The organism is Cyanobium sp. ULC082, from assembly GCF_977927535.1.
The window spans coordinates 820,346-843,280 of sequence record NZ_OZ376398.1 but is presented as its reverse complement, the minus strand read 5'-3'; the positions used below and the strand labels follow the sequence as shown (position 1 = coordinate 843,280).

At 64.3% G+C, this 22,935-nt stretch carries 11 protein-coding genes; 6 read left to right on the top strand and 5 right to left on the bottom strand.

What is annotated here, in order from left to right; genetic code table 11:
- Positions 1-64: 64 nt before the first annotated feature.
- Positions 65-1,918 (top strand): glutaminase A, encoded by a 1,854-nt coding sequence (gene glsA / locus ACXMDY_RS13545; RefSeq protein WP_259701820.1) that lies wholly within the window; start codon positions 65-67, stop codon positions 1,916-1,918.
- Positions 1,919-1,928: 10 nt separating this feature from the next.
- Here glsA and ACXMDY_RS13540 read toward each other — a convergent pair whose 3' ends face one another.
- Positions 1,929-3,410: a mechanosensitive ion channel family protein gene (locus ACXMDY_RS13540; protein WP_259701819.1), complete on the bottom strand. Its 1,482-nt coding sequence runs from the start codon at positions 3,408-3,410 to the stop codon at positions 1,929-1,931.
- 121 nt (positions 3,411-3,531) lie between these two features.
- On the opposite strand from ACXMDY_RS13540, the gene ACXMDY_RS13535 reads away from it, so the two are divergent.
- The 3 genes from ACXMDY_RS13535 (at position 3,532) to ACXMDY_RS13525 (ending at position 5,455) form a co-directional block, all read left to right on the top strand.
- On the top strand, positions 3,532-4,242 hold the full coding sequence (locus ACXMDY_RS13535; protein ID WP_259701818.1) for an SIMPL domain-containing protein: 711 nt from the start codon (positions 3,532-3,534) through the stop codon (positions 4,240-4,242).
- Positions 4,243-4,424: 182 nt separating this feature from the next.
- The gene (locus ACXMDY_RS13530; protein ID WP_311133817.1) at positions 4,425-4,772 is read left to right on the top strand and encodes a DUF3307 domain-containing protein; all 348 of its coding nucleotides are present in this window, start codon (positions 4,425-4,427) and stop codon (positions 4,770-4,772) included.
- An 83-nt stretch (positions 4,773-4,855) separates the two neighbouring features.
- The gene (locus ACXMDY_RS13525) at positions 4,856-5,455 is read left to right on the top strand and encodes a hypothetical protein (protein WP_259701817.1); all 600 of its coding nucleotides are present in this window, start codon (positions 4,856-4,858) and stop codon (positions 5,453-5,455) included.
- On the opposite strand, the gene ACXMDY_RS13520 is transcribed toward ACXMDY_RS13525, so the two are convergent.
- Positions 5,409-7,310, bottom strand: coding sequence for a CHASE2 domain-containing protein (locus ACXMDY_RS13520; protein WP_259701816.1), 1,902 nt, complete (start codon positions 7,308-7,310; stop codon positions 5,409-5,411). The two genes, ACXMDY_RS13525 and ACXMDY_RS13520, sit on opposite strands and share 47 nt — an antisense overlap.
- Before the next feature lie 8 nt (positions 7,311-7,318).
- Positions 7,319-9,043, bottom strand: a complete 1,725-nt coding sequence (locus ACXMDY_RS13515) for a ShlB/FhaC/HecB family hemolysin secretion/activation protein (protein ID WP_457767651.1) — start codon at positions 9,041-9,043, stop codon at positions 7,319-7,321.
- A 301-nt stretch (positions 9,044-9,344) separates the two neighbouring features.
- On the opposite strand from ACXMDY_RS13515, the gene ACXMDY_RS13510 reads away from it, so the two are divergent.
- Together ACXMDY_RS13510 and ACXMDY_RS13505 are read left to right on the top strand one after the other, a co-directional pair.
- Positions 9,345-17,306: a YDG domain-containing protein gene (locus ACXMDY_RS13510; RefSeq protein ID WP_259727007.1), complete on the top strand. Its 7,962-nt coding sequence runs from the start codon at positions 9,345-9,347 to the stop codon at positions 17,304-17,306.
- Positions 17,303-18,586, top strand: a complete 1,284-nt coding sequence (locus ACXMDY_RS13505; protein WP_259701813.1) for a CHAT domain-containing protein — start codon at positions 17,303-17,305, stop codon at positions 18,584-18,586. Before ACXMDY_RS13510 ends, ACXMDY_RS13505 begins: the two co-directional genes overlap by 4 nt.
- Before the next feature lie 145 nt (positions 18,587-18,731).
- Here ACXMDY_RS13505 and speA read toward each other — a convergent pair whose 3' ends face one another.
- A complete protein-coding gene (gene speA, locus ACXMDY_RS13500) occupies positions 18,732-20,684 on the bottom strand; it encodes a biosynthetic arginine decarboxylase (protein ID WP_259701812.1) in 1,953 nt (650 codons plus the stop codon).
- Positions 20,685-20,769: 85 nt separating this feature from the next.
- Complete coding sequence (locus tag ACXMDY_RS13495; RefSeq protein WP_259701811.1) at positions 20,770-22,896, bottom strand: FUSC family protein; 2,127 nt, start codon at positions 22,894-22,896, stop codon at positions 20,770-20,772.
- Positions 22,897-22,935: the final 39 nt, after the last annotated feature.

Sequence of the window (22,935 nt, the reverse complement as noted above, 5' to 3'; positions counted from 1 at the left end):
AACCGTTACAGCTAACGCCATCTTGATGGCCTCAGATCGGGCTCTGCTTTGCTCCGACCTCTTGATGGCGTCTTCCAGTCCCAAGGCGACCGTGATCCAGGGGCTGCTTGAGGGACTTCATGATCGTTTTCTCTCCTTGGATGAGGGTGCACCGGCCGACTACATCCCTGAACTGGCCAAGGCCGATCCCCATGACTTCGGCATTGCCATCGCCACGGTGGATGGACGCCTTTACAGCGTGGGAGATACGAACAAGTTGTTCACGATCCAATCGATTTCCAAGCCATTCGTTTATGGCCTGGCGCTCGATCTGCTCGGCACCGAACGCATGAAGGCGAAGGTGGGTGTGGAGCCCTCTGGGGAAGCCTTCAATGCAATCAGCCTCGACCCCGCCACCGGCAAGCCCCGCAACCCGATGATCAATGCGGGGGCAATCGCCACAACCGCGCAGATCAGCAGTAATGACCCGGACAATGCCGAGGAGATCCTGCTCGATTACTTCGCCGCCCTGGCCGGTCGACGGCTGATGATTGATGAACAGGTTTATCAGTCGGAGCGCGCGACCGGCCATCGCAACAGGGCAATCAGCCATCTGCTGCGAAATTTCAACATCATCGAGTCCGATCCTGAGCAGGCCCTCGATCTCTACTTCCGGCAATGTTCGATTCTGGTCAATGGTCATGACCTGGCTGTGATGGCCGCCACCCTGGCTTGCCAGGGTGGCAATCCGTTCACCGGTTCACAACCACTCACCTCTCAGACCACCACAAAGATTCTGGCCCTGATGGCCACCTGCGGCACCTACGATTTCGCCGGGCAATGGCTCTACGACGTGGGCATGCCTGCCAAGAGTGGGGTGGCGGGTGGCGTACTGGCCGTGGTGCCTGGCCGTCTTGGCATTGCCACCTATTCACCGGCACTTGATTCGCTCGGCAACAGCGTGCGTGGCATCGCGGTCTGCCAGGAGCTCTCCAAGCAGCTCGGCCTCAGCCTGTTCAACCAGTATCCGGAGAACAGCACCACGATCCGCCGCTCCTACAAGGGCTCCCAGCGTCACTCGCGACGGTTCAGGCCACCGGCCCAGCTGAGCTGCCTCCAGCAGAATCGCGACTCGCTGCGCATCGTTCACGCTCAGGGAGTGCTGGATTTCGCCGCTGTTGAGCGGCTGATTGCCGAACTGGCTCAGTTGCTGATCAATTCCTGGATCCTGGTGATCGATTTCGCCAATGTCTCCGAGCTGCCGGAAGAATCCAGGCACCTGTTGGTCCAGGAGCTGGCCTCACTGCGCTGTGAAGGGGTGATCGTGCTGCTGGTGCGATGCCATCACCTCGGCCTGGAAGCCGAACCCCTGGCTGGGCTGGATCATCAACCGATGACCTTTCTGCATCTGGATCAGGCGATTGAGCGGGCTGAAGATCTGCTGCTGGAATCAGTGCAACCAGAGAAGCTTGATCAAAGCATGCAAGAAGAGCATGATTATGGGGGCTTCCTGGAGTTGCTGGATCCAAGCTATCACCAGATTCTCTTCTCAATCGCCGAGCTGAAAACCTTTGACGTTGGTGATCACGTGATCAGAAAAGGAGATGCCGGCGATGAGCTCTTCATCGTCAAAAGTGGTCGCTTCACCGTCACAATCGATCTTCAGGGCAAGGACGGCATCCTGCATCAATCCCGCCTCGCCACCTTCGAACCGGGAATGTGTTTCGGTGAGATCGCTTTCCTCTCCAGGCAGACACGCAGCGCTGATGTGATCGCTGATCTGCCTGGCAGTTGTTGGGTCCTGTCTCGGCCCGCTTTCGATGCGTTGCGGCTCAAAGACCCCAACACGGTGACGGAAATGCTCCTGGCTCTCACCGGCGACCTTGGCAAGAAACTTGGGGTCACCAGCTTTCAATTGATGTTGATGGAGTATCTGTAACACTCCAGATTCATTGGATCAGAGACGCAAACAGTTGCTGCATTCTTTTCAGCAGCTGGTTCTCCTGAATCTGAACCGTTTCCCGCTCCAGGCCTTCCAGCTGGCCGCGCCGCTTGCTGACCAGATGGGCCAGGCCGTCCATCAGGGCAGGATTCCGCTTCAGCAGGGGAACCAGCTGCTCCCTGGAAACCTCCAGCAGGATCGACTCCTGGAGGGCGCGAATGGTGGCACTGCGCTCGCTGCCGCTGAGCATCGACATCTCACCGAAGATCTCGCCTGAATCAAGGCAGGCCAGCTGGAGCTCCTCTGCATTCGGCTTCCGCTTCAGCACCTCGACCTGACCGGTGACCACCTGGTACATAGCTCCACCGGCTTCCCCTTCCTGCATCACCGTTTCCCCTGGCGCAAAGCGCAGGCAGCGGGTGTTGGCGGCGAGGCTGGCGATCTCCTGATCGGTGAGCCCGGCGAAGATCGGGTTGACGCGGAGAATCCCGGCCCGGGTCGATTCACTGCGGAGGATCGACAGAGTCCCATCCGCTGAAGGCCGCTGCCGGCGCAGCTCCCGGACCGGATAGGGAACTGAGGCCCCTTCCCGATCCAGTGCATACCAGATCTGCTCGAGCAGCTCGCTGCGCAGATCCAGAACGTCCGCCAGGTTGCCGGGCTTCTGAAAAACGATGATCTCGTAGTCGATCGCATACTCTCCGAAGCCCTTGATCCGCACGGCGGCGGCGGGCTCACTGAGGATGCGGGGATGGCTGCCGACGATTCCCAGCAGGATGCGGCGTGCCTGGGCTGGAGGCATGCCGTAATCCAGGGCGATAGCGAAGCGATTCCCCATCGATCCGAAGGCCCCGTAACTGCGCAGCACCACCGAGGTGATCACGGCGTTGGGCACCATCACCATCGCTCCGGTGACATCACGAAGGCAGGTGTCACGCCAGTCGATCGAAACAATCACCCCCTCGGTGGTCTCGTTGACGCGGATGAAGTCGCCGACCTTGAGTTGATCATCCAGTTGCAGTTCAAAGCCGGCGAACAGATCCTTGAGCGGCTCCTGGGCCGCCAGGCCGAGCACGGCGGTGAGCACGGCCGAGGTGGTGACCAGGCCGAGCAGATCGAAACGGGCCAGCTCCTTGAACACCACCACCGTGACCACCGAGCCGCTGGTGAGCATCAACAGCTGCAGCAGGACCGGCGGTGGCTGCGCCCAGGCACCGAGTGATGCCGGCACCTCGATCCCGGCCCAGAGCAGAACGCGGAGGCCGGCGTAGCTCAGCATCAGCTCATCGATCAGCTCCACCCAGGGGCGATAGCTCGCCGGAAGCAGGGCGACAGGCAGGATCCGCACCAACACCCACGCCCCGGTGGCCAGCAGCGGCAACCGCAGCGGGAAAGGCGTCAGACGGATGCGGCGGCTGAGCAACCTCACCAGCAGCAGCAGGGCCACCACACCGATCGCGGGAAGCAACACCGCCAGGACTCGCATCATGGGCAGGAGTGCGTGGCTGGGACGATCCCAGCCGAGAAGGAATTCGGCACGATAAAGGCTGCGATGGTCATGGTTCAGTCAGAACCGGCGAGCAAGCTGGAAGCTCCCCTGCCGATCATTGATGGAGTTCTCCCGACGAATCCGCTGCCTGGCAGTGGTGCTTGGAATCCTGCCCTTCAGCTTGACGCTGACCCCGGCGGCGGTGGCCCAGCAGGTGCAGCTCCGCTGCGACGGCACCCTGCTGGAGGCCTCGGGCCAGGCCGAGCGGAAGCGCAGCATCGAGAGCCTGCGCCTCTCGCTGGCCCTGGAGGCCGATGCCGCCACGGCTGATGGGGCCCTCGCTGCCCTGCAGGAGCGCCTGGCAGCGGTGCGGCTGGCCCTGCGGCAGCTGGCCGTCAGGGAGCTGGAAGTGAGCTCACCGTCCACCTGGCAGCGGCCGGCCAGCCGCAACCAGCCCGCAGCCGTGCAGGCCAACCTGCAGGTCAGCGGGCAACTGCCCCCCGCCCAGTTGCAGAACCTGATCCGCACGGTGGGGGCCCTGCCGGGGGTTCGCCTGGCACCGGTGAGCAGCGAGGCCGGCAGGGGGGACGACGCAGTTGTTCAGCGGCAATTGCTGCGGGAGGCGTACCAGGATGCCCTGACCCAGGCACGGGAGCTGGCTGGGGCCATCGGCTTGGCCCAGCTGAGCCCTTTGGAAGTGCAGCTTGATAGAGGCGTCCGTCCTATGATGAACAGGGCCGCGACCTCTGATGCCTCCTCGCCCTTTGATCCGGCAGAGTTGCCCCCGCCCACCGACCGCACAAGCATGCTCGTGCGGTTCTGCGCCCACTGAAGCTTCCTGTGAAAGGGGTAGCAGCAGAATTTTGAACGGAAGAACTTGCGCCACAGCTTCGATAGGTGCTTCAGGACGAGATAGGCACCAGGACCCAGGGCCAACATCAACCGTTTCCGCACTTCCAGTGCGGCTCAGGCCATGGCTATTTTTTCTAGTCGGGCCGGTCGGCACCAGTTGCCGTGCTCGCTGACTCCTCTCATCACCTGCATGCGCTGGACCTGTTCCTGATGCTCGTCATGGGGCATTTCCTAGGGGATTTCGGCCTGCAGAGCGACCGCATGGCGACGGAGAAATGCCCGGGTCATGACGTCACCCTGCCCTGGTACTGGTGGCTCGGAGCTCATGCCGCCATCCACGGCTTCCTGGTGGGTGTGATCACCGGCGTGCCTCTGCTGGGGCTGGCGGAATGGGTGGCCCACTCCCTCACCGACATCGGCAAGTGCCGGCACTTTTACCGCCTGCCTGGGGATCAGACAATCCACCTGGCTACCAAACTGTTTTGGACTTTCGTGCTGGTGCGATGGTGAAGTCAGGAATGAGCGAACTTCGCACCCAAACGATGATCCACATTCATACCTACGTTACCCGCAGGTTGCTGGGAGTCCTCGCTGTGGCTGTCCTCAGCTTTGAGGCCACGGCCTCCCTGGCCCAGACCAACCTGCGTTCAACCTTCCCCGGCCGCCGCATCGGTGGCGGCACCCGCGGTGAGTGCACCGCACGGGTGCTGGCCCACCTGGTGCCCAGGGACAGCGTCTTCGCCCCAGGCCCGGCGCTCTCAGTAGCCCTACTGGAGGGACCCACGCCCACCCCCCGACCCCTGCAGGTTCAGTTCCGGCCCCAGGGCCCCGGAGGCACGGCCGCCGGCCCCGCCGTGAAACGGGAGCTGCCCCCTTCTGTGGCGGGAGTCACTCTGCTCCAGCTGACCAGCTTCACAAACACCCAGGTCTGGGAATCCTCCTTCCGCTGCGATGCCGATGCTCAGCCCGTGGCTGACGATCCAATCAACTTCGTCGAAACAGTGGCACCCCCGGCCCTGAGCCTGCTGGTGAGCGAAGGCTCGGCCGACGACCGGAGCCTTCAGGCGAATCTGAAGAAACTCAAGAATCTCTGCGGCTCCCAGGTGGCCAAGGCGGAGCTGGCCAGGACTTTCGGCCTCGAAGACGTCATTGGTGCGGACTGGCCGGCATCGCTACCGGTGCGCTGCCCCTGAGTTCCCAGACATCAAGCGGTTCCGTTCGACCCTTCACCTGCAAACTGCCCCAGGCCTCCCACTCCACGGCTTTGGGAGCGCTCAGAAGCACCAGATCGCGCGTCACGGAGGAGACCAGCACCCGGCAGAGGCCGCTCTGACGCTCTCTCTCCGAGCTCTCCAGCCGCGAGGCGCAGTTGACCGTGTCGCCAATGACGGCGTACTCCAGCCGCTCGCTGCTGCCCATCGATCCCGCCAGCACAGCGCCGGAATGAATGCCGATGCGCATCCGCATCGCGGGTTCCCCATCGGCGGCCAGCTCGCCGTTGAGTTGCTCCAAGCCGTGCTGGATTGCCAGGGCGGCGTCGATGGCATCGGCGGCGTCGGCCACCTCCCCCTTGCCCAGCGGTGCCCCGAACACCGCCAGGAAGCCGTCGCCGGTGAACTTGTTGACCATGCCGCCCCGCTCGGTGATCGCCGGTACGCAGATGGCCATGCCGCGGTTCAGCCAGGCCAGCAGTTGGGCTGGCTTGATTCGCTCGGAAAGGGAGGTGAAATCACAGGTGTCCGAAAAGAGCACGGTGACGGCAAGCAGGCGGCCTTCGAAGCGCCCGTCGCTGAGCAGTTCATCCCGTTGCTCCCAGAGCTGCTGGGCCACCGCCGGTGAGGTGGTTTGACCCAGCAGGCGTTGGATCTGTTGGCGCTGCTGCTGGCTGGCCGCCCCGCGCCGCAGCCAGGCGGCCCCCGCCATCAGAGTGAGAGCGGCCATGGGCAGGGTGGTTTGCACCCACACCCCGTTGAACAACAGCGCCACGGCGCCGCCCAGGCCCAACATCACCACAGCGGTCACGGCGAGGATGCTCCGTCGCAAGGTGGCGAAGCTCTCCCCCAGGGCCACCCCCAGCCCAAGGGCCAGCAGGAGCAGCAGCGTGCCGCTCCAGCCCGGCAGAGCCCGAATCCCATGGGGTTGTCCATCGGCGAGGGCCAGCAGGGCGGCGGTGCGGTTGGCATGAAGCTCCACGCCGGGCATCTGGATCTGGCGGGCCGCCAGCACAAAGCGTGTGTACGGAACGTTGAACAGATCCCGCAGGGTGGGGGCGGTGCTGCCGATCAGCACGATCCGGCTGTTGATCTGTGCTTTGGGCACCTGCTGGCTGAGCAGCTGATCCAGTGACCAGACGGGAAAGCTGCCCGGCTGATGGAACGCCAGCATCTGCTGGAAGCCTGCGGCATCGAGGTCGAAGTAACCACCCGAATCGCGCTCGATCCAGCCCTCGGCGTTGGGTCGAGCCTCAAGGCGTCTACGCAGTTCGCCGTTGCCGCGAAACACTTCCACCAGCCGCAGGGGCAAGGCCACGGTGGCGGCATCCTGGCCAGACACATGAACCAGGTCCCGGCGTACGACGCCATCGGCGTCGACCACCAGGTCGTTGAAGGCCATGCGGTTCGCAGGGGTGCCCAGGATCGGGCCGATCGATTCGGCCACGTTGAAGATCGATACCAACCGTGGATTGGCACGGGCTTGAGAACGCAGGCACCTCTGCTTGAGACCGACGCCCCTGTTGCGGTAGAGATCCAAGCCGATCGCCCGGGCGCCATCGGCGCTCAGGGTGTCGATGGCCCGGCACAGCAGCCGGTCATCGATCGGCCAGCCGTGGCGAGTGATGTCCGCTTCGCTGATGCCGATGATGACGATTGGCGTCGTGGCTCCTGATGGCGCCGGCCGCAGGTAGGTGATCAGGTCGTAGAGCAGCAGGTTCAATGATTCGCCGATACCCGTGACCCGAAGCGCCACCACCAAAAGCGCTGCCACTCCGTAAGGGGCCGTCAGCAGCAGCACCTGGCTCAAACGATTGGGGCGAGATGATTGGCCCATGGAGGCGCTCAGAACCGGTATTGCACCTTGCCGTAAAAGCCCTTGCTCAGTGTCCAGTCGGCCCAAGGGCCAAGGTTAGTGCCGGTATCAAGCTGGTCCACCCAGCCGGCTTCCAGGGTCCAGTCGTCGCCGACGAGCCAGCGGGCGAGGATGCCGGTCGAGCCCACATAGTCGATCAAACTGCCATGTTTCAACTGGGTGTAAACGCCTCCGTAGCCGAAGAAGGGAACCAGCTGCAGCGCCTGCTGCTGATTTTCCCAGAAGGTCCAGACCAGTTCAGCAGTGCCCAGCCAGCCGCTGTCCCCGCTGATCAGCTGGCCCGGCAGGCCGCGCAGGCCCACATCAGAGCCGAGGGTGAACTGCATCGAGGAGGTGAGCGGGTTGTAAGCCACCTGCCCACCGCCCCTCAGATTGAGCTGCCAATTCGGTGCGAATCCCCAGGCGGCCGAGATCAAAGCCCCAAGGGCAGTGGCCTGACCGGGGGAGATGCCCCCCTGGGACAGCTCGCTGATCTGAGTGGCTGGGGTGAAAGCCCCGATCCCCTGGAGCAGGTAGGCGTTGCCACTCCAGCCCACGGATTGGCTCAGGCCGCTGCCGCTCAGCCCCACTCGCAGGAAACCCGTGCGGGGGGAGCGCACACTTTCGGGCAGGAAGCTGGGCAGGGCCTTGCCTGCCAGGTAGGTGTCGCTGCGGTTGATGCTCAGCCCCGCGAAGGCGGCCCAGCGCTGGGTGAGGGATTCCTTGAACACCCACTCCAGCTGCCCCAGCCCCTGGAACTGGCGGGTGCTGAATTCATTCGCAGGAGCAGGCAGCTCGATCAGGTTGCGGCGGCTGTAGCCGAAGGAGCCCGTGAGGTTGAACTGGTCGCTGAGGGGATAGGTGTAGCTGGTGGAGCTGATCAGGGTCCCCAGGGAAGGGTCATTGTTGAAGTTGAGCTCGCCGTAGAGCAGCAGGATGTCGCCGGGTGCTGCCAACCCCCCCTTCAGGAGGGTGGCGACCGCCCGGCCTTCGCCGGAACCACTGGAGCCGTCGTTGCGCAGGGAGAGATCGCCCTGGAGCGGCTGACTGCCCAGCTCCGCGTTTACAGTGAGTACAGCCTGGCTAGGGTCGCTTCCCAAGCGCGAGAGGTTGCTACGGATGCTCTGGATGCCCGCCTGCCGCTGCAGAAGCCGCAGTTGGCGCTCTAATTCACCCAAGTTCAGCACTGCGCCTTGCAAGGGCCGCAGCAGACGGCTCACCCGGCGGCTCAGCCAGGCATTCTTGGCATTGACCCTCACCTCCACGATCTGCCCTTCCACCACCTCCAAGCGACCAGGGGCGGGGCTGGTTTCGACAAAGACGCGGCTGTTGACATAACCATCGGCCACAAGCCGGGCCGTGAGGCTGGCGGCGCAAGCCTTGAGCCGCTCGGCCGGATCGCTGATCGCCAGGCAGGGCTGAAAGATTTTGGTCAATTCAGCGCTGGAGTAGCGCTTGAGGCCCCGCACCTCAGGTGGCTGGGTGGTGGCGGGGGGTGTCGCCGGCGGGTTGGTGGTGGGTGCACCGGGGCCGATGGGAGATGGACCAGGGGTGAGCGGGGCCGCTGGCTCCACCGGCTGCAGATCGATCCATGGGGCGGGTCGATCGCGATCCGGCCGTTGCTCCCCGGCGCCAGGTCCTGGGAGGCGCACCGGACCTTGCTGCAGTGGCGGAGCCACCAGCTGGGCCAGCAGCGGCAGGGGGAGCATGAACATTCAGCGAAGTTGCCGAAGGCAAGTTATCGGAAGTGATTGAATATGGCAGATTTCCAGGCCCCTTAAACAATCAATCCCCGCACTCCTCCAATCGTTGTCGTTGGTGCTTCCCCTGGAAGGGCCGCAACACCGTCGCATGATTGCTCAGAGCCAAAGTGTTTACCCAACATCTCGAATATCCGCTACCTCGTGTCGGCGGCAACAATCGCCTCCATTAACCTCTGCTAGCTCTGGAGAGTTTGATGTCATCAACCCTTCTCATCAACATTATGGTGGCCTTTGCATGGCTTTGAGCTCCCCATTGACCCCAGCGCTTGGGCAGGGCGTGGCCGTGGCGATGGGCTTAACGGCCCTGCTGGCTGGGGCTCCGGGCCTGGCAGGCGAGGTGAGGGCCACCGCCGGCGCATTGGGGCTTGGCACAGCAGTGAACGGCCGGGTGGGCGGAAGCTGCGGAGGGGGTTTGTGCCAAGTGGGCGGGGGCAAAGCAGCGGGCCGCAACCTGTTTCACCGTTTTTCGGCCTTCGACACCCGCGGCGGCATCAGCGGAGTGAACTTCGCCACCGGTGGGCACCAAAACGTGTTCGTGGGGGTGACCAATCCCCTGGGCAGCTTCATCGACAAGCTGATCTCGTTTTCGAGCCCCGGCAACCTGTTCTGGCTCTCCCCGGGCGGCATCGCCATCAGCGGCGCCGGTGGATTCGCCAACATCCAGCAGCTGAACCTGAGCACGGCCACGGGCTGGCGCGTGGGCAACGGAATCTTCGATGCGGCGGGCACCACCGCTGGCCAGGCGGCGTTGCTCAGTGGCACACCACTTCAAGGATCGGCCGGCCCACTCACCAATCCAGCCAGCCTGGCGGCAATTGGCCTGCAGAAAAACGGTGATTTGAGCCTCTCAGGCGGCCTGCTCACGGTGGATCAGAGCCTGCTGCTCGATGCCCAGGGCGGCAACGTGCTGCTGCAAGCGGCAGGGATCCAGGCGCCCGCCGCCATGGTGGCGATCACCGGGGCCTCGGTCTCACTGGAATCCAGCACGGTGGATGTGAGCGGCCCCACGGGAGGTGGCAAGGTGCTCCTGGGTGGCGGCCTGCGTGGCGCCGACCCCACGATCACCAACGCCCAACGCACGGGCGTGGATGCGGCCAGCGCGGTCCGCGCCGATGCCACGGGCTTGGGATCGGGCGGCACCGTGGTGATCTACGGCACGGACAGTGCCCGGGTGGAGGGCGCCCTCTCGGCCCGCGGTGGCCCCCAGGGTGGCGATGGCGGCCTGGTGGAAACCTCCGGTCGCCGCGAGCTGCTAGTGAGCCAGGCGCCAGACGCTTCAGCTTCGAACGGTAAAGGGGGCACTTGGCTGATCGATCCCAAAAACGTCATGATCCAGGCCGCTGGGCCCGACAGCAACGTCACGGGTCCACCGGCCGTGACCACCACCGGCGACAACGCGGTGCTCACCACCGCCACAGTTCAGGGCGCCCTGAATGCAGGCACCAACGTCAGTGTGGCCACCAGCGCCGCCGGCACTCAGGAGGGCAACATCACCGTGGCTTCACCGATCAACAAAACGGCCGGGGGCGATGCCACGCTCACCCTCACAGCCCACAACAACATCAACCTCAATGCGAGCATCAGTAGCAGCAGCGAACAGCTGAATCTCTCGCTCAATCCCGACAGTGATGCCAGTGGTAGCGGTGCCTCCATCCTGGCCAGTGGCGCCACCCTCGCGCTCAACGGCGGCACGGCGGCTTTCAACGGCAGCACCACCTTGGCAGGAACGATCATCGGCAGCACGATCACGGGGTCGGCGCTCACCTCAATTAATGCAACGCTGCAAAACATAACCTTCGGCAGCAATCTCACCACCAGTGGATCGATCTTGTTCACCGGATCGTCGACCACCCTGGCGGATGGAACCCTGATCAACTGGAGTTCCGGGGACTGGAGTTTTAGCCCCAACCACACCCTGCAACCAGCGATCAGCGGCAGCGCGACGATCACCAAGACGAACGGCAGTGGGCTGTACATCGCTCGGGGGGGGCCTGGAGCGCTGACGCTGGCGCCTGGCCTCACCCTCCAGGGCTTTGGAAGCATCTTCCCGTGGAGTGGCCCTGCAACGTTGAACAACCAGGGCACGATTCGTGCCAGCACAGCAGGCCAGGCATTCACGATCAGCCCGACGACGCTGAACAACAGCGGCACGCTTGGCGCCACCACCGGAAATCTCAGCATCAGTACCACCAACCCATTCATCAATGCTGGCGTTCTTGAGATCGGCCAAGGCAGTATCAGCACTGGCAACCGCAGCTTCACCAATGGGGCGGGTGGCACGATTCGGGGTGGTCCAGGGCTAGGGGGGGGCAACCTCGATCTTGGTACGGGCACACTCACCAATCTCGGCACCATCAACCCTGGCGGCGTTGGCATGGCAGGCGCCTTAAGGCTCACGGGGAACCTGGCCCTAGGCAGCACCTCGGTCCTCAACCTGGACCTCGGCGGCGCCACGCCGGGCAGCCAATACGACCAGCTGGCGGTTTCAGGCAACGTGAACATTGGTGGCACGATCAATGCCCCGTTGATCAATGGTTTCAGCCCCAGCCTTGGCCAGAACTTTGATGGGATCACATCCGGTGGGATGGCCACCGGCAGCTTCACCAGCTCGAATCTGCGTTCCGGATTCAATGGCGCAATCGTCGGCAGCATCTACCGCCTTACCAACTCCGGCCTGAGCTGCCTGGGTACGTGCTGGGATGGCGGCGGTGGCACCACCAATTGGGAAACCCTAGCCAACTGGAACAGTGATCAGCTGCCCACCGCCATCGATGTGGCCTACCTGAATCTGGTGGAAGGTGTCGATGTGACCCTCTCCAGCAGCCAGAGCATCAAGGGGCTGAATAGCATCGCCGGCAACAACCTCACGATCAATTCCGGAGGATCGCTGACGCTGAACGATTCAGGAACGAGCTCCACCCTTGCCGGAAGTCTCACGGTCGCTGGCGCGCTGGACGGCAGCGGGAACCTCACGCTGGCTGGTGGTAGCACCTTGAGTGGTGGTGTGATCAGCGGCTCGGGCCTGCTGATCACTGATTCCGACACCCTTGTGAACGGCTTAGTGAAGTTCAGCGGCAAGACCTTGAACAACCTGGCCGGCCGCACAGTGACACAAAGTAGGAACTCTAAAGTGTTCCTCACTGGCACTAATACTGTCAACAATGCCGGCGTCTGGCGTATAGAGAGCAGCGATGCCACGCCCATTGTTGGCGTGAACTTCAGCATTGTCTTTAACAACAGCGGCACGTTGACCAAGGCCGAGGGTTCGGCTGCCATCACCACGTTCAACTTAGAAGGCAGCTTCAACAACACCAGCACGCTCAATAACACAGGAACACTCAATGTGGACGCTGGAACGCTCGTCCTGCCATCCACCTTTTTCTCCAATGACGGTCTGATCCATATGGCATCCGGGGCCACACTGGTGCGCAGAGGAGGCTTCACCAATACCTCCAGAGGCACCCTCTCTGGCTCTGGCACCATCGATGTGGGCGCCGGAAACACGCTCACCAACCTCGGCACCATCAGCCCTGGCGGCATTGGCGTCCCGGGCATTCTCAGCCTCACCGGTGAACTGGCCCTAGGCAGCACCTCTGTGCTGAATCTCAACATCGGTGGCTCCACACCCGGCAGCCAATACGACCAGCTATCTGCTTCGGGCAACATGAGCCTGGCTGGCGCGATCAACACCCAGCTGATCAATGCCTACAACCCCAGCCCGAGTCAGAACTTCGATGTGATCACATCCGGTGGTACGGCCACCGGCAGCTTTGCCAGCTCGAATCTCCCTTCGGGATTCAATGGCGCGATCATCGGCAGCGTCTACCGCCTCACCAACTCCGGCCTCAGCTGCCTGGGTGCGTGCTGGGATGGCGGGGGCGGCACCACCAATTGGGAAACCCTGGCTAACTGGAGCAGTGATCAGCTGCCCACCGCCATCGATGTGGCCTACCTAAACCTGGTCAACGGTGTCGATGCCACCCTCTCCAGCAGCCAGATCATCAAAGGGCTGAACAGCCTCGCCGGTAACAACCTCACGATCAATTCCGGTGGCTCATTGACGCTGAATGATCCAGGAACGAGCTCCACATTGAATGGTGGCCTGAGTATCAACGGCGGCGTGTTGACCACCAATGGAGCGTTGACACTGAATGGATCTTCGCAATGGGCCGGCGGCAGCCTGAATGGACCTGGAGTGCTGACGGTGGGAAGTGGGGGAACGCTGGTGGTGAGCGGCGGTGGCTCCTATGGCTTGAGCCAATTGACCAATCAGGGAACCCTGCAATGGACGGGCGGCAATGTGGATTTCAGTGCCAGTGGAGTGATCAATAACAGCGGCCTGTTTGATGTGCAGACGGATGGTTTCTGGGGGAACAACGGGAATTTCACGATGGCGTTCAATAACCTGACGGGTGGAGAGCTGCGCAAGAGCGCCGGTCTGGGGACGGCGTCTCTGGGAGTGGGCAGCAACCGGGTGAACCTCACCAATGACGGCTTGGTGAACGTGAGCTCGGGCACGTTGGCGATCAGTCCTACGACGGCGATGCAGAACAATGGCCGGATTCTGACGGCTTCAGCTACAACCTTCCAGGTCGCCTCCGGCGGCCTCACAAACACATCCACTGGCACCCTCTCGGGCTTCGGCACCATCGATATTGGCGCCGGTAACACGCTCACCAACCTTGGCACGATCAGCCCCGGCGGCGTTGGCGTGGCGGGCACATTAAGCCTCACGGGTGGCCTGATCTTGGGCAGCAGTTCCGTACTCAACCTTGAGCTGGGCGGCCTCACCTCCGGCAGCCAATACGACCGACTGGCGGTTTCAGGCAACGTGAACCTCGGTGGCACGATCAACACTCAGCTGATCAATGGCTTCAGCCCAAGCCCAAGCCAGAACTTTGATGTGATTGCCTCCGGTGGCGCGGCCAGCGGCAGCTTTGCCAGCTCGAATCTGCCATCGGGATTTAATGGGGCGATCGTGGGCAGCGTCTACCGCCTCACCAACTCTGGCCTGAGCTGCTCCGGAGTCTGCTGGGATGGCGGCGGCGGAGACACCTTCTGGGAAACCCTGGCCAACTGGAGTAGTGATCAGCTGCCCACCGCCATCGATGTGGCCTATCTGAACCTGGTGAGCGGTGTTGATGTCATCCTCTCCAGCCGCCAGAGCATCAAAGGGCTGAACAGCATCACCGGCAACAGCCTCACGATCAATCCCGGTGGTTCGTTGACCCTCAGTGATCCCGGTACCACGTCCACCCTCACCGGCGATCTCACGGTCGCTGGCACCCTCACCATCCAGTCTCCCCTCACCGCATCGTCGTTGGCATTCAACGGCGGCATTTTGAACGGCAACGGCAGCCTCACGGTCACCAACGCTTTCACACGCCTGGGCGGAACCACGGGCACCGCCCTCAGCGGGGTCACGCTCAACCAGGCCAGCGGCGATCTCAGCCCAGGCGCCTGGGCTGTCAATGGACCGGTGTCATTCACAGCGACAGCAGGAAACCTCCTACTCGACGGACCCGTTTCGGCCACCACCCTTCTGGGCCGCGGGGCTTCAGGACTGACCTTGCAGATGGGTGCGTCGCTCAATGCCAGCGCGAGTACGGCAAGCGCTTTGGTGCTCGATGCCGGCACGGGCGCTTTCACCAACCTGGCCGGCGCCGGAGCGCTTGCGGTGGCACCAGGGGCGCACTGGCTGGTCTTTTCCGCCAGCCCCCTGAACGACAACCGCGGCGGCCTGAGCTACGCCTTCAAGCAATACGGCATCGATTACGGCAGTGCAAGCCCCGTGCTGGGAGCCGGCAATGGCTTCCTCTACAGACTCTCGCCAACGATCACAGCAAGTCTCACCGGCAGCATCAGCAAAACCTATGACAGCACCGTGGCTGCACCGATCGCATCTGGCAACTATTTCGTCAGTGGCACGATTGACGGCGACACTATCCAGCTGAACAATCCCACGCTCGGGACCTACACAACGGCCGGCACGGGGAGTGGTTTGAAAGATGTCGGCAGCGGCAAGGGTGTTTCGGTTGCTGGGATGGCGATCATTGGCGCCAGCGAAGCTGCCGCCACGGTGTATGGCTACCAGTTGGCCAGCCCCAACGCGAGTGGCACCACCGTGGGAGCGATCACCCCCCTGGCGCTCACCGGCGCCGCGATCGCACCCTCCAGCTCGATCTACGGCTCAGCGCTCAGCCCCGGTGCCGTCAGCTTTGACAATCTCTTCGCTGGCGATCTCGTCAGCTCCGCCGCCTCCGTCAACACCGGCGGCGTCAGCAGCAGCGGCAACCCGATCGCTGGCTCCTACTCCCAAACCGCCAGCTCCTCACTCACAGGCAGCGACGCCGCGAACTATTCCTTCTCAGGCTTCACCACAGGACGTGCGAGCTACACGATCAATCCCCTCAATCTGTTCGTCACGGGGGTCAGCGCCAACAACAAGGTGTACGACGGAACCACTTCGGCCACGCTCAACACCACTACCGCCACATTCAACGGCCTAGTTGCCGGCGACAGTGTGAGTCTTGACGGCAGCGGCTTCTTCGCCGACCCCAACGTTGGACTGGCCAAGCGCGTGGTCGTCAACAGACTAACGCTCAGCGGGCCCGACGCCGCTAACTACAGCCTCATTGGCTTCCCCAGCGTCCCCAACGAACCAAGCTCCGCTCCACTGGCCACCGCCGACATCAGCATCCGCCCACTGGCCACCTGGAAAGCCAGCACGGCGGGCAATTGGAGCGATGCGTCCAACTGGGATGCCCTGCCCAGCGGCTTCAATGTGGCGGTCGTGGCGATCCCTGCCGGCAGCGGCGCCCTCATCTACGACGCCGCCGCAGGCAGCACCAGCCTCCAGAACCTGTACAACAATCAGAGCCTCAACCTCACCGGTGGCTCCCTGACAGTCAGTGGCTCCACCACCGTGGGAGCGGGTGCCACCTTGAGCCTCAATGGCGGCAACTTCACCACCGTCGCCCTGCTCAACCAGGGGCTTCTGAATGGCAGCGGACCGCTCGTTCTTAACGGGATCTATACAGAGAATGGCGGCAGCATCGGCAGCGATTTCTCCAGCGTCGCCATCACCCAGAGCAGTGGCAACCTCAACCTCGGGGGCGTTGGGGCCCTTGGCACAATCACCCTCAGCAGCCCGGCAGGCGGCCTCAACCTCAGCGGCGCGGTGAGCTCCGCCGGTGGCCTGATCAGCCTCAGCTCCAGCGGGGCAACCCAGCTCACATCAGGTTCATCGCTCACCAGCCCCGGCGCTCTGATCTTCATCAACAGCTCTGGCCCCCTGAACCTCACTGGCGCCCGCGTCGATGCCAGTGGCGGCAGTGCCGGCGGAACCGTGCAGCTTGATGGCAGCAGCATCAACCTCAGCAACACCATGCTGAACACGTCAGGCGCCGGCGATGGCGGTTCGATTCAGATCGGCCTCAAGGCCCAACCCAGCAGCGTCACGATCAGCAACTCCAGCTTGATCGCCGATCCACCAGCCCTCGGTGGATCAATCACCATCGACGCTGCCAGTATTGCCATCAATGGCTCCGCCCTCAACGTATTCGGGCTCAGTGGCGGTTCCATCGTGCTGGGCTCAGCCAACACCGACAGCCTCAGCCTCGATGCGTTCACCTCCTTGGTGGGAGGCGGCGAGGCCAGGTTCAACCTGTTCGGCAGCTCGATCCTGAACAACGCCAGCATCGTCGGTGGCCGGTTGTTCGTGAACGGGGTGGATGTAGCTCTGAGAACTACGCCGCCCGAGCCTCCCAAGATCGTTGACGTGGCACCGATTGTGGCTCTACCCACTGAGGGGAGGTTCCAGCTCAGCGTCAATCTGGGTCAGGTTTCTCCGCTGGCCACAATTGACTACACCGCACCGGGATCAGCGCTGTTCTCCCAATGGGCAGAACTGGGAATCGATCCGCTCGCCTTCACCCTCACGCAATCCGCCTTCCTCTCTGCCGATCTGAGCTTGGGGGATCTTCCATCCACAGGTGAATCCGGGGTATTTGATCGGACGGTGCAGCAACTCACCCTCCTTCAGGTGCAGGAACAGTTCACCACCGCCGAGCAACGGGCGATGGAAGAGACCGCAGCGAAACTGGGGCTCGACCCAACCGACCGCCGAGCGGCACCCTCCCCCTCCCAGCTGCAGGCGAGCCTGCGAGAGGTGATCAACGCCGTGCGCAAGCGGATCCGCGGGAGCCAACCATGAGCAGGCTTTCGCGCCACTGGCGGAACCGTTGTCTGGCGACCTCGCTGCCGCTGCTCCTCGGGCTCGCCCTGGCCCCCCCAGGTGCCCTTGCGTTGCAGCCAAACCCCTCCCAACCACTCCTGAACCGGGCATCCGACGGTGCATCGCCCTTCGATCCGGCCCTCTACAACCCAGCGATTCTGCGCATCGGCTTCAGTGAAGCCAAGGGGAAAACTGCCAATCCCCAGGCGGATGCCTTCCTCGATCTCACCCTGGTGCCGCCCGATGGGGACGTGCAGGGCTCCCGCATTGAGGTGTCGCTGAAGCGCTTCAACGAGCTGCTGCGCAAGCTCTACGGCCAGCTGGCCAGCCAATCACCACTGGATGTGAGCGATCCCAGCTCATCGGCCAGGCAGCTCGACTCGATTCTGATCCAGCCAATTGCCGAGCACCTGCAGAAGAACAAGATCACCACTCTGCTGATCTCCGCCGATGCGGGCCTGCAAGCGGTGCCCTTCGCCGCCCTCCATGACGGCCAGGCCTACCTGGGTGAGCGCTACGCCATCTCCATTACGCCGGCCCTGGGGCTCACCAAACTGACGCTGCTGCCCGAGAAGGCCAATCCACAATTGCTGGCGGTCGGCGCCTCCGAGTTCGTGGGCCTCAACCCACTGCCACTCGTCCCCCAGGAACTGAACCGGGTGGGCAAGGACAAGACAACCCTGATCTTCCTCAACAAGAGCTTCACGCCCCAGGTGCTTCTCGAGAAAGCCAGTGACCCTCGCATCAATCGGGTGCATGTGGCCACCCACGCCGATTTCCTGCCGGGGGGGCCGGCGGCGGCTCGACTTTACTCAGGGATCGGACCCATGTCCCTCGACCAGCTAGCCCAGCTGCGCCAGCGACGTGGTGAGGATCAACTGGATTTGTTCAGCCTCAGTGCCTGCCGTACTGCCCTCGGAGATGCGGACAGTGAACTGGGCTTCGCGGGGTTGGCACTGCAGGCCGGTTCCCGCAGTGCAATCGGCAGTCTCTGGTACGTCGACGATGTGGCCACATCGGCTCTATTCGTGCAGTTTTACCGCTTCCTGGATCGGGGCCTTCCCAAGGCAGAGGCCCTTCAATTCACCCGCCGGGCCATGGCGAGCGGCACGATGCGGCTCATCGGCGATCAGGTGATCGGGGCCGGAGGCGATGTGCTCCTCTCCGGCCTGACCACTGCCCAGCAGCGACGCATCGGCGGTGGGCTGGAGCATCCGTTTTTCTGGGCGGGCATTGTGTTGCTAGGCACCCCTTGGTGAGTGGTGTCCTGGGCTATTTCCCCTTGGGTTGGAACGTGTTGACTCCAGGAGCTCACTGGAGCGATACGGCAATCCCTCTCACCGCCAGAGATGGGAGGCGCAGCGTTTTGATGAAGAGGGTGGATCTGGGCATGCATCGATCCGATCACTGCAGGTAGGTGATCTGCCCCAGACTGCTCTTCAAGTGAGCCATCAGCCGCTGGGCATCGCTGATGCGCAGATCGCCGCTGCTGATCGCCGCCTCGCTGGCCACCCGCAGCCGCTCCAGCAACAACTCCGGCTGGTGCTCCATGGCCTTGAGCACATCGGCATTGGTGTCGCCACGCACCACGTGATCAAGCCGGTAGCCGCCGGCGGCGGCCAGGCGGATGTGCACGGCATTGGTGCTGCCGAACAGGTTGTGCAGGTTGCCCATCACCTCCTGATAGGCCCCGCCCAGGAACAGGCCGATCCAGTAGGGCTCGCCGGGCTGGTGCGCGTGCAATTCCAGAAGCGGCTTCACCTGGCCGCCATCGATGAAGCGGGCCAGCTTGCCGTCGGAGTCGCAGGTGAGGTCGGCGAAGCTGCCAAGGCGGCTCGGGCGTTCATCGAGGCGATGGATCGGCATCACTGGGAACAGCTGATCGATCGCCCAGGTGTCGGGCGCCGAGCGGAACACCGAGAGATTGGCGTAGTAGGTGGTGGCCAGGGCGGCCTGCAGACCCTTGAGCTGATCCGGAACCCCGACGGTCGGCAGCCGCTGGGCGATTGACTGGCAGCAGGCCCAAGTGAGCTGCTCAGCCATGGCGCGTTCCGGCAGGCTCAGGTAGCCGAGACGGAAGGCAGAGAGGGCGTCTTCCTTGAACTTGAGCGCATCATTCCAAGCCTCCTGCAGGGGCCGGGTGTCGCCGTGCTCCGTGGCACTGATGACGGCCAGGGTGTCACGCAGGTTGCGCACGATCAGCGGTTCACCCTCCAGCACTTCGGGCACCGCATCCGGCACGCCGGAAGCGCCGAGCACATCGAACACCAGCACGCTGAAGTGGCTGGCGAGCGCCCGGCCGCTCTCACTCACCAGGGTGGGCAGGGCAACGCCCAGGGGTTCACAGCACTCCCGCACGGTCGCCACCACGTCGTTGGCGTAGTTCTGCAGGGAGTAGTTGGTGGAGGCGGCAGTGGCGGTACGGCTGCCGTCGTAATCGATGCCCAGGCCACCACCCACGTCCAGATAGCCCATCGGCGCCCCCAGCTGGGCCAGCTGCACATAGATCTGGCCGGCCTCCTGCAGGGCGTCCTTGATCACGGCGATGTCGTTGATCTGGCTGCCCACGTGGAAGTGCAGCAGCCGCAGCTCCCCCAGCAGCCCCTCAGCCCTCAGCCGCTCCACGGTGGTCAGCAGGTCGGGGATCGACAGGCCGAATTTGGCCCGCTCTCCCACCGAGCTGCCCCAGCGGCCACTGCTGCGGGCCGAAAGTTTGGCGCGAACGCCGATCAACGGCGCCGCCCCCAGACTGGCGCTGGCGGCAATGATCCGCTCCACCTCGTCGGCCTGCTCGATCACCACCACCGGCTGGCGGCCGAGCCGGCGGGCCAGGATCGCCGTTTCGATGTAGCGCTGGTCTTTGTAGCCGTTGCAGATCAGCAGCGCTTCTGGATCGTCCACCAGGGAGAGGGCGATCAGCAGCTCCGCCTTGCTGCCGGCCTCCAGGCCGAAATGCCAGCGGCGGCCGCTCTCCACCAGCTGCTCCACCACGTGGCGCTGCTGGTTGCACTTCACCGGGAACACCCCCTGATAGCGGCCGGCGTAGCCGTACTGGGCGATCGCCCGCTCGAAGGCGGCATGGAGCCGCTCCAGCCGGTCCTCGAGGATGTCGTCGAAGCGGATCAGCAGCGGCAGGGAGAGGTCGCGGCTCTGCAGGCCCTCCACCAGGTCGACCAGATCGAGGGAGCCACCGCGATCACCACGGGGCTGCACCATCACGTGACCACGACCGTTGGCGCTGAAATAGGGCTCGCCCCACCCCTCCAGGCCGTACAGCCGCGTGCTGTCGGCCACGCTCCAGGGGGCGGAAGCACCGGGGAGCGCGCCCGGCGGGCGGGTCGGGTCGGCGAGCACCATCGGAGCCTGGCTTGCGGCGAAATCTTTGGACGGAAATCTAGGCGGGAAGCCGCTGCCGCACTGGATCCAGGGCCTGCCGTCCTGATCAGCAGCCAGGGGGGGCGATGCCGGCGCTCCAGGCTTCCGTGGCGTTGCGGAGCCCGATGATCGGTTCAACCAGGCGCTCCAGCTGCTGCTGCTGGAGCAGGTCGTCGGCCAGCTCCGGCCGGCGCAGATCCGGCAGCGGCCCCGTCTGCTCACGGCGATCCAGAGCCGAGGCGAGGGCCGTGAGTGTGGTCAGCATCTGGTCCCGCAGCGGCCGGAGGCTGAGCGCTGCCGGGCTGCCAGCGGCCTGGCGACCACCACTCCCAAGCACCAGGAGGGCATCGATCAGACGCTGGCTGTGCAGCAGAAACGCCATCAGAGGCAGCGCCATCGGCCGGTGCGAAGCCTTCTCGCTGAGATACCGCTGGATCGAGACCTGGGCGTTCCCCATCGCCAGGCGCACGGCGAAAGGAGTGCTGGGCAGCCCAGCGCTGGTTGGCGGGCCCTCCAGAACCCGATCCAGCACCTCCGAAACGAACCGGGCCTGGCAGCGCAGGCTCTCCGCCAGGCGGGCCGGCAGTTGCTCCCGTTCCCAGCGGGGCAGGATCAGGTGGATGGCGGCCAGGGCCAGGACGGCGCCGATCAGGGTGTTGGCGATCCGCCACAGGGCCAGGCTCCAGTCGCCGGGTTGGGCGATGTCCTTGTAGAGAACGATCCAGGGGGTGAGAAAGAAGACGAAAAGCCCGTAGTTCACCGGCAGCATCGCCATCATCACCAGGGTGAGCGGCACCAGCAGCAGCACGATCACCAGGGGATGGGGGAAGAGGGTGGCCAGCACGATCGCCAGGATCCCGCCCAGCACCGTGCCCAGCACCCGCTGGCTGGTGCGCCTGAGGCTCTCACCGGCCGAGGGCCGCAGGATCACCGACACGGTCAGCGTGATCCAGTAACCGATCGGCAGGGCGAACAGGGTGTAGATGCTCACCGCAGCGGCCGAGGCGACCCCGAAGCGCAGACCGTGGCGGAACACGCTCGAGTCGAGCGTGAGGTTCGCTCCAAGGGTTCTCCAGCCCTGGACCACAGCAGCCCGCAGCGCGCCGCCGGGGCGCCCAGGCGAAGACGATCGGCGGTTGAGCGCCGCAGCCGGAATGGCTTCCCCCAGCTCGGCGAGGGTGGTGATCCACTGGAGCTGGCTGAGCTGGGCCTGTTGGAGAGCGATGCCGGGTGCAGCCGAAGCCTCGATCGCTGCCGCGATCCGGCGCGCCTCGATCACGAGTTCCTGGCACGGGGGCAGCCCGGCGCGCGCCAGCAGCGCCTGCCCCAGCTGTTGCAGCGCCACCACACCGTGCCGATTGAGCGCATCGAGCCGCAGGCGGAGCTGGGAGACCTCCGGCTGCGGAATCTCCGCCAGCAGGCTGCCCATCGCCGCGCTGGTCACGAACAGCGCGTCGGCGGACTCGATCAGGCGGGTGAAGGCCCCATCGGCCGGGCTGTCCCCGAGGCGGCCGCTGCGGGTATCCGCCAGGGTCGCCCGGGCGGTGGCGAGGGCGGCGCGGACCCGGAGTTTGCCCTGGAAGAGCTGGTCCTCAGCGGCTGGACTCCCGCCGCTCCCTGGGCAGGCCTGGCTGCAGAACTCAGCGATCGCCCCCAGCAGTTCAGCGCTCGCGAGCCGGACAGGCCGGTAGGGCCGCAGCGGCCAGATGGCCACCGCCAGCAGGGTGGCCCAGGCCCCTCCGGCCAGGTAGAGCAGGGAGAAGGACAGGGCCTTGGCTGGGTCGGGACCGGCCACATTGATGCCGATCAGGAAGCACCAGGCGGTCACCAGACCGATCAGGGCACCGGCATTGCCGTAGAGCGAGAGCAGACCGCAGCCCAGCCCGACGGCGAACATGGCCGGCACGCACAGCCAGGGCCAGGTGGCCAGGCCGATCCCCCCGCCGAGCGCCACGGCGCCCAGCAGGGAAGCGCAGGCCATCGCCGTTGCCCTGGTGCGGTAGGCGCCGCCCGTGTCGGCCATGTTCACGTAGAGCCCCCCCAGAGCCATCCAGATCAGGGCGGGCTCAGGCAGCAGCGCGGCCGCCAGCAGCGGCAGCACGCTGGCCACGGTGGTGCGCAGGCCGAGCCGGAGGTTGGGGCCGATCCGCGGTGCCGCCAGCCAGGTGGCGGTGAAGGCTGGCGCTGCAGGCATCGACTCAGATCCAGCCGCAGGCCCGATCGTATGGCGCTT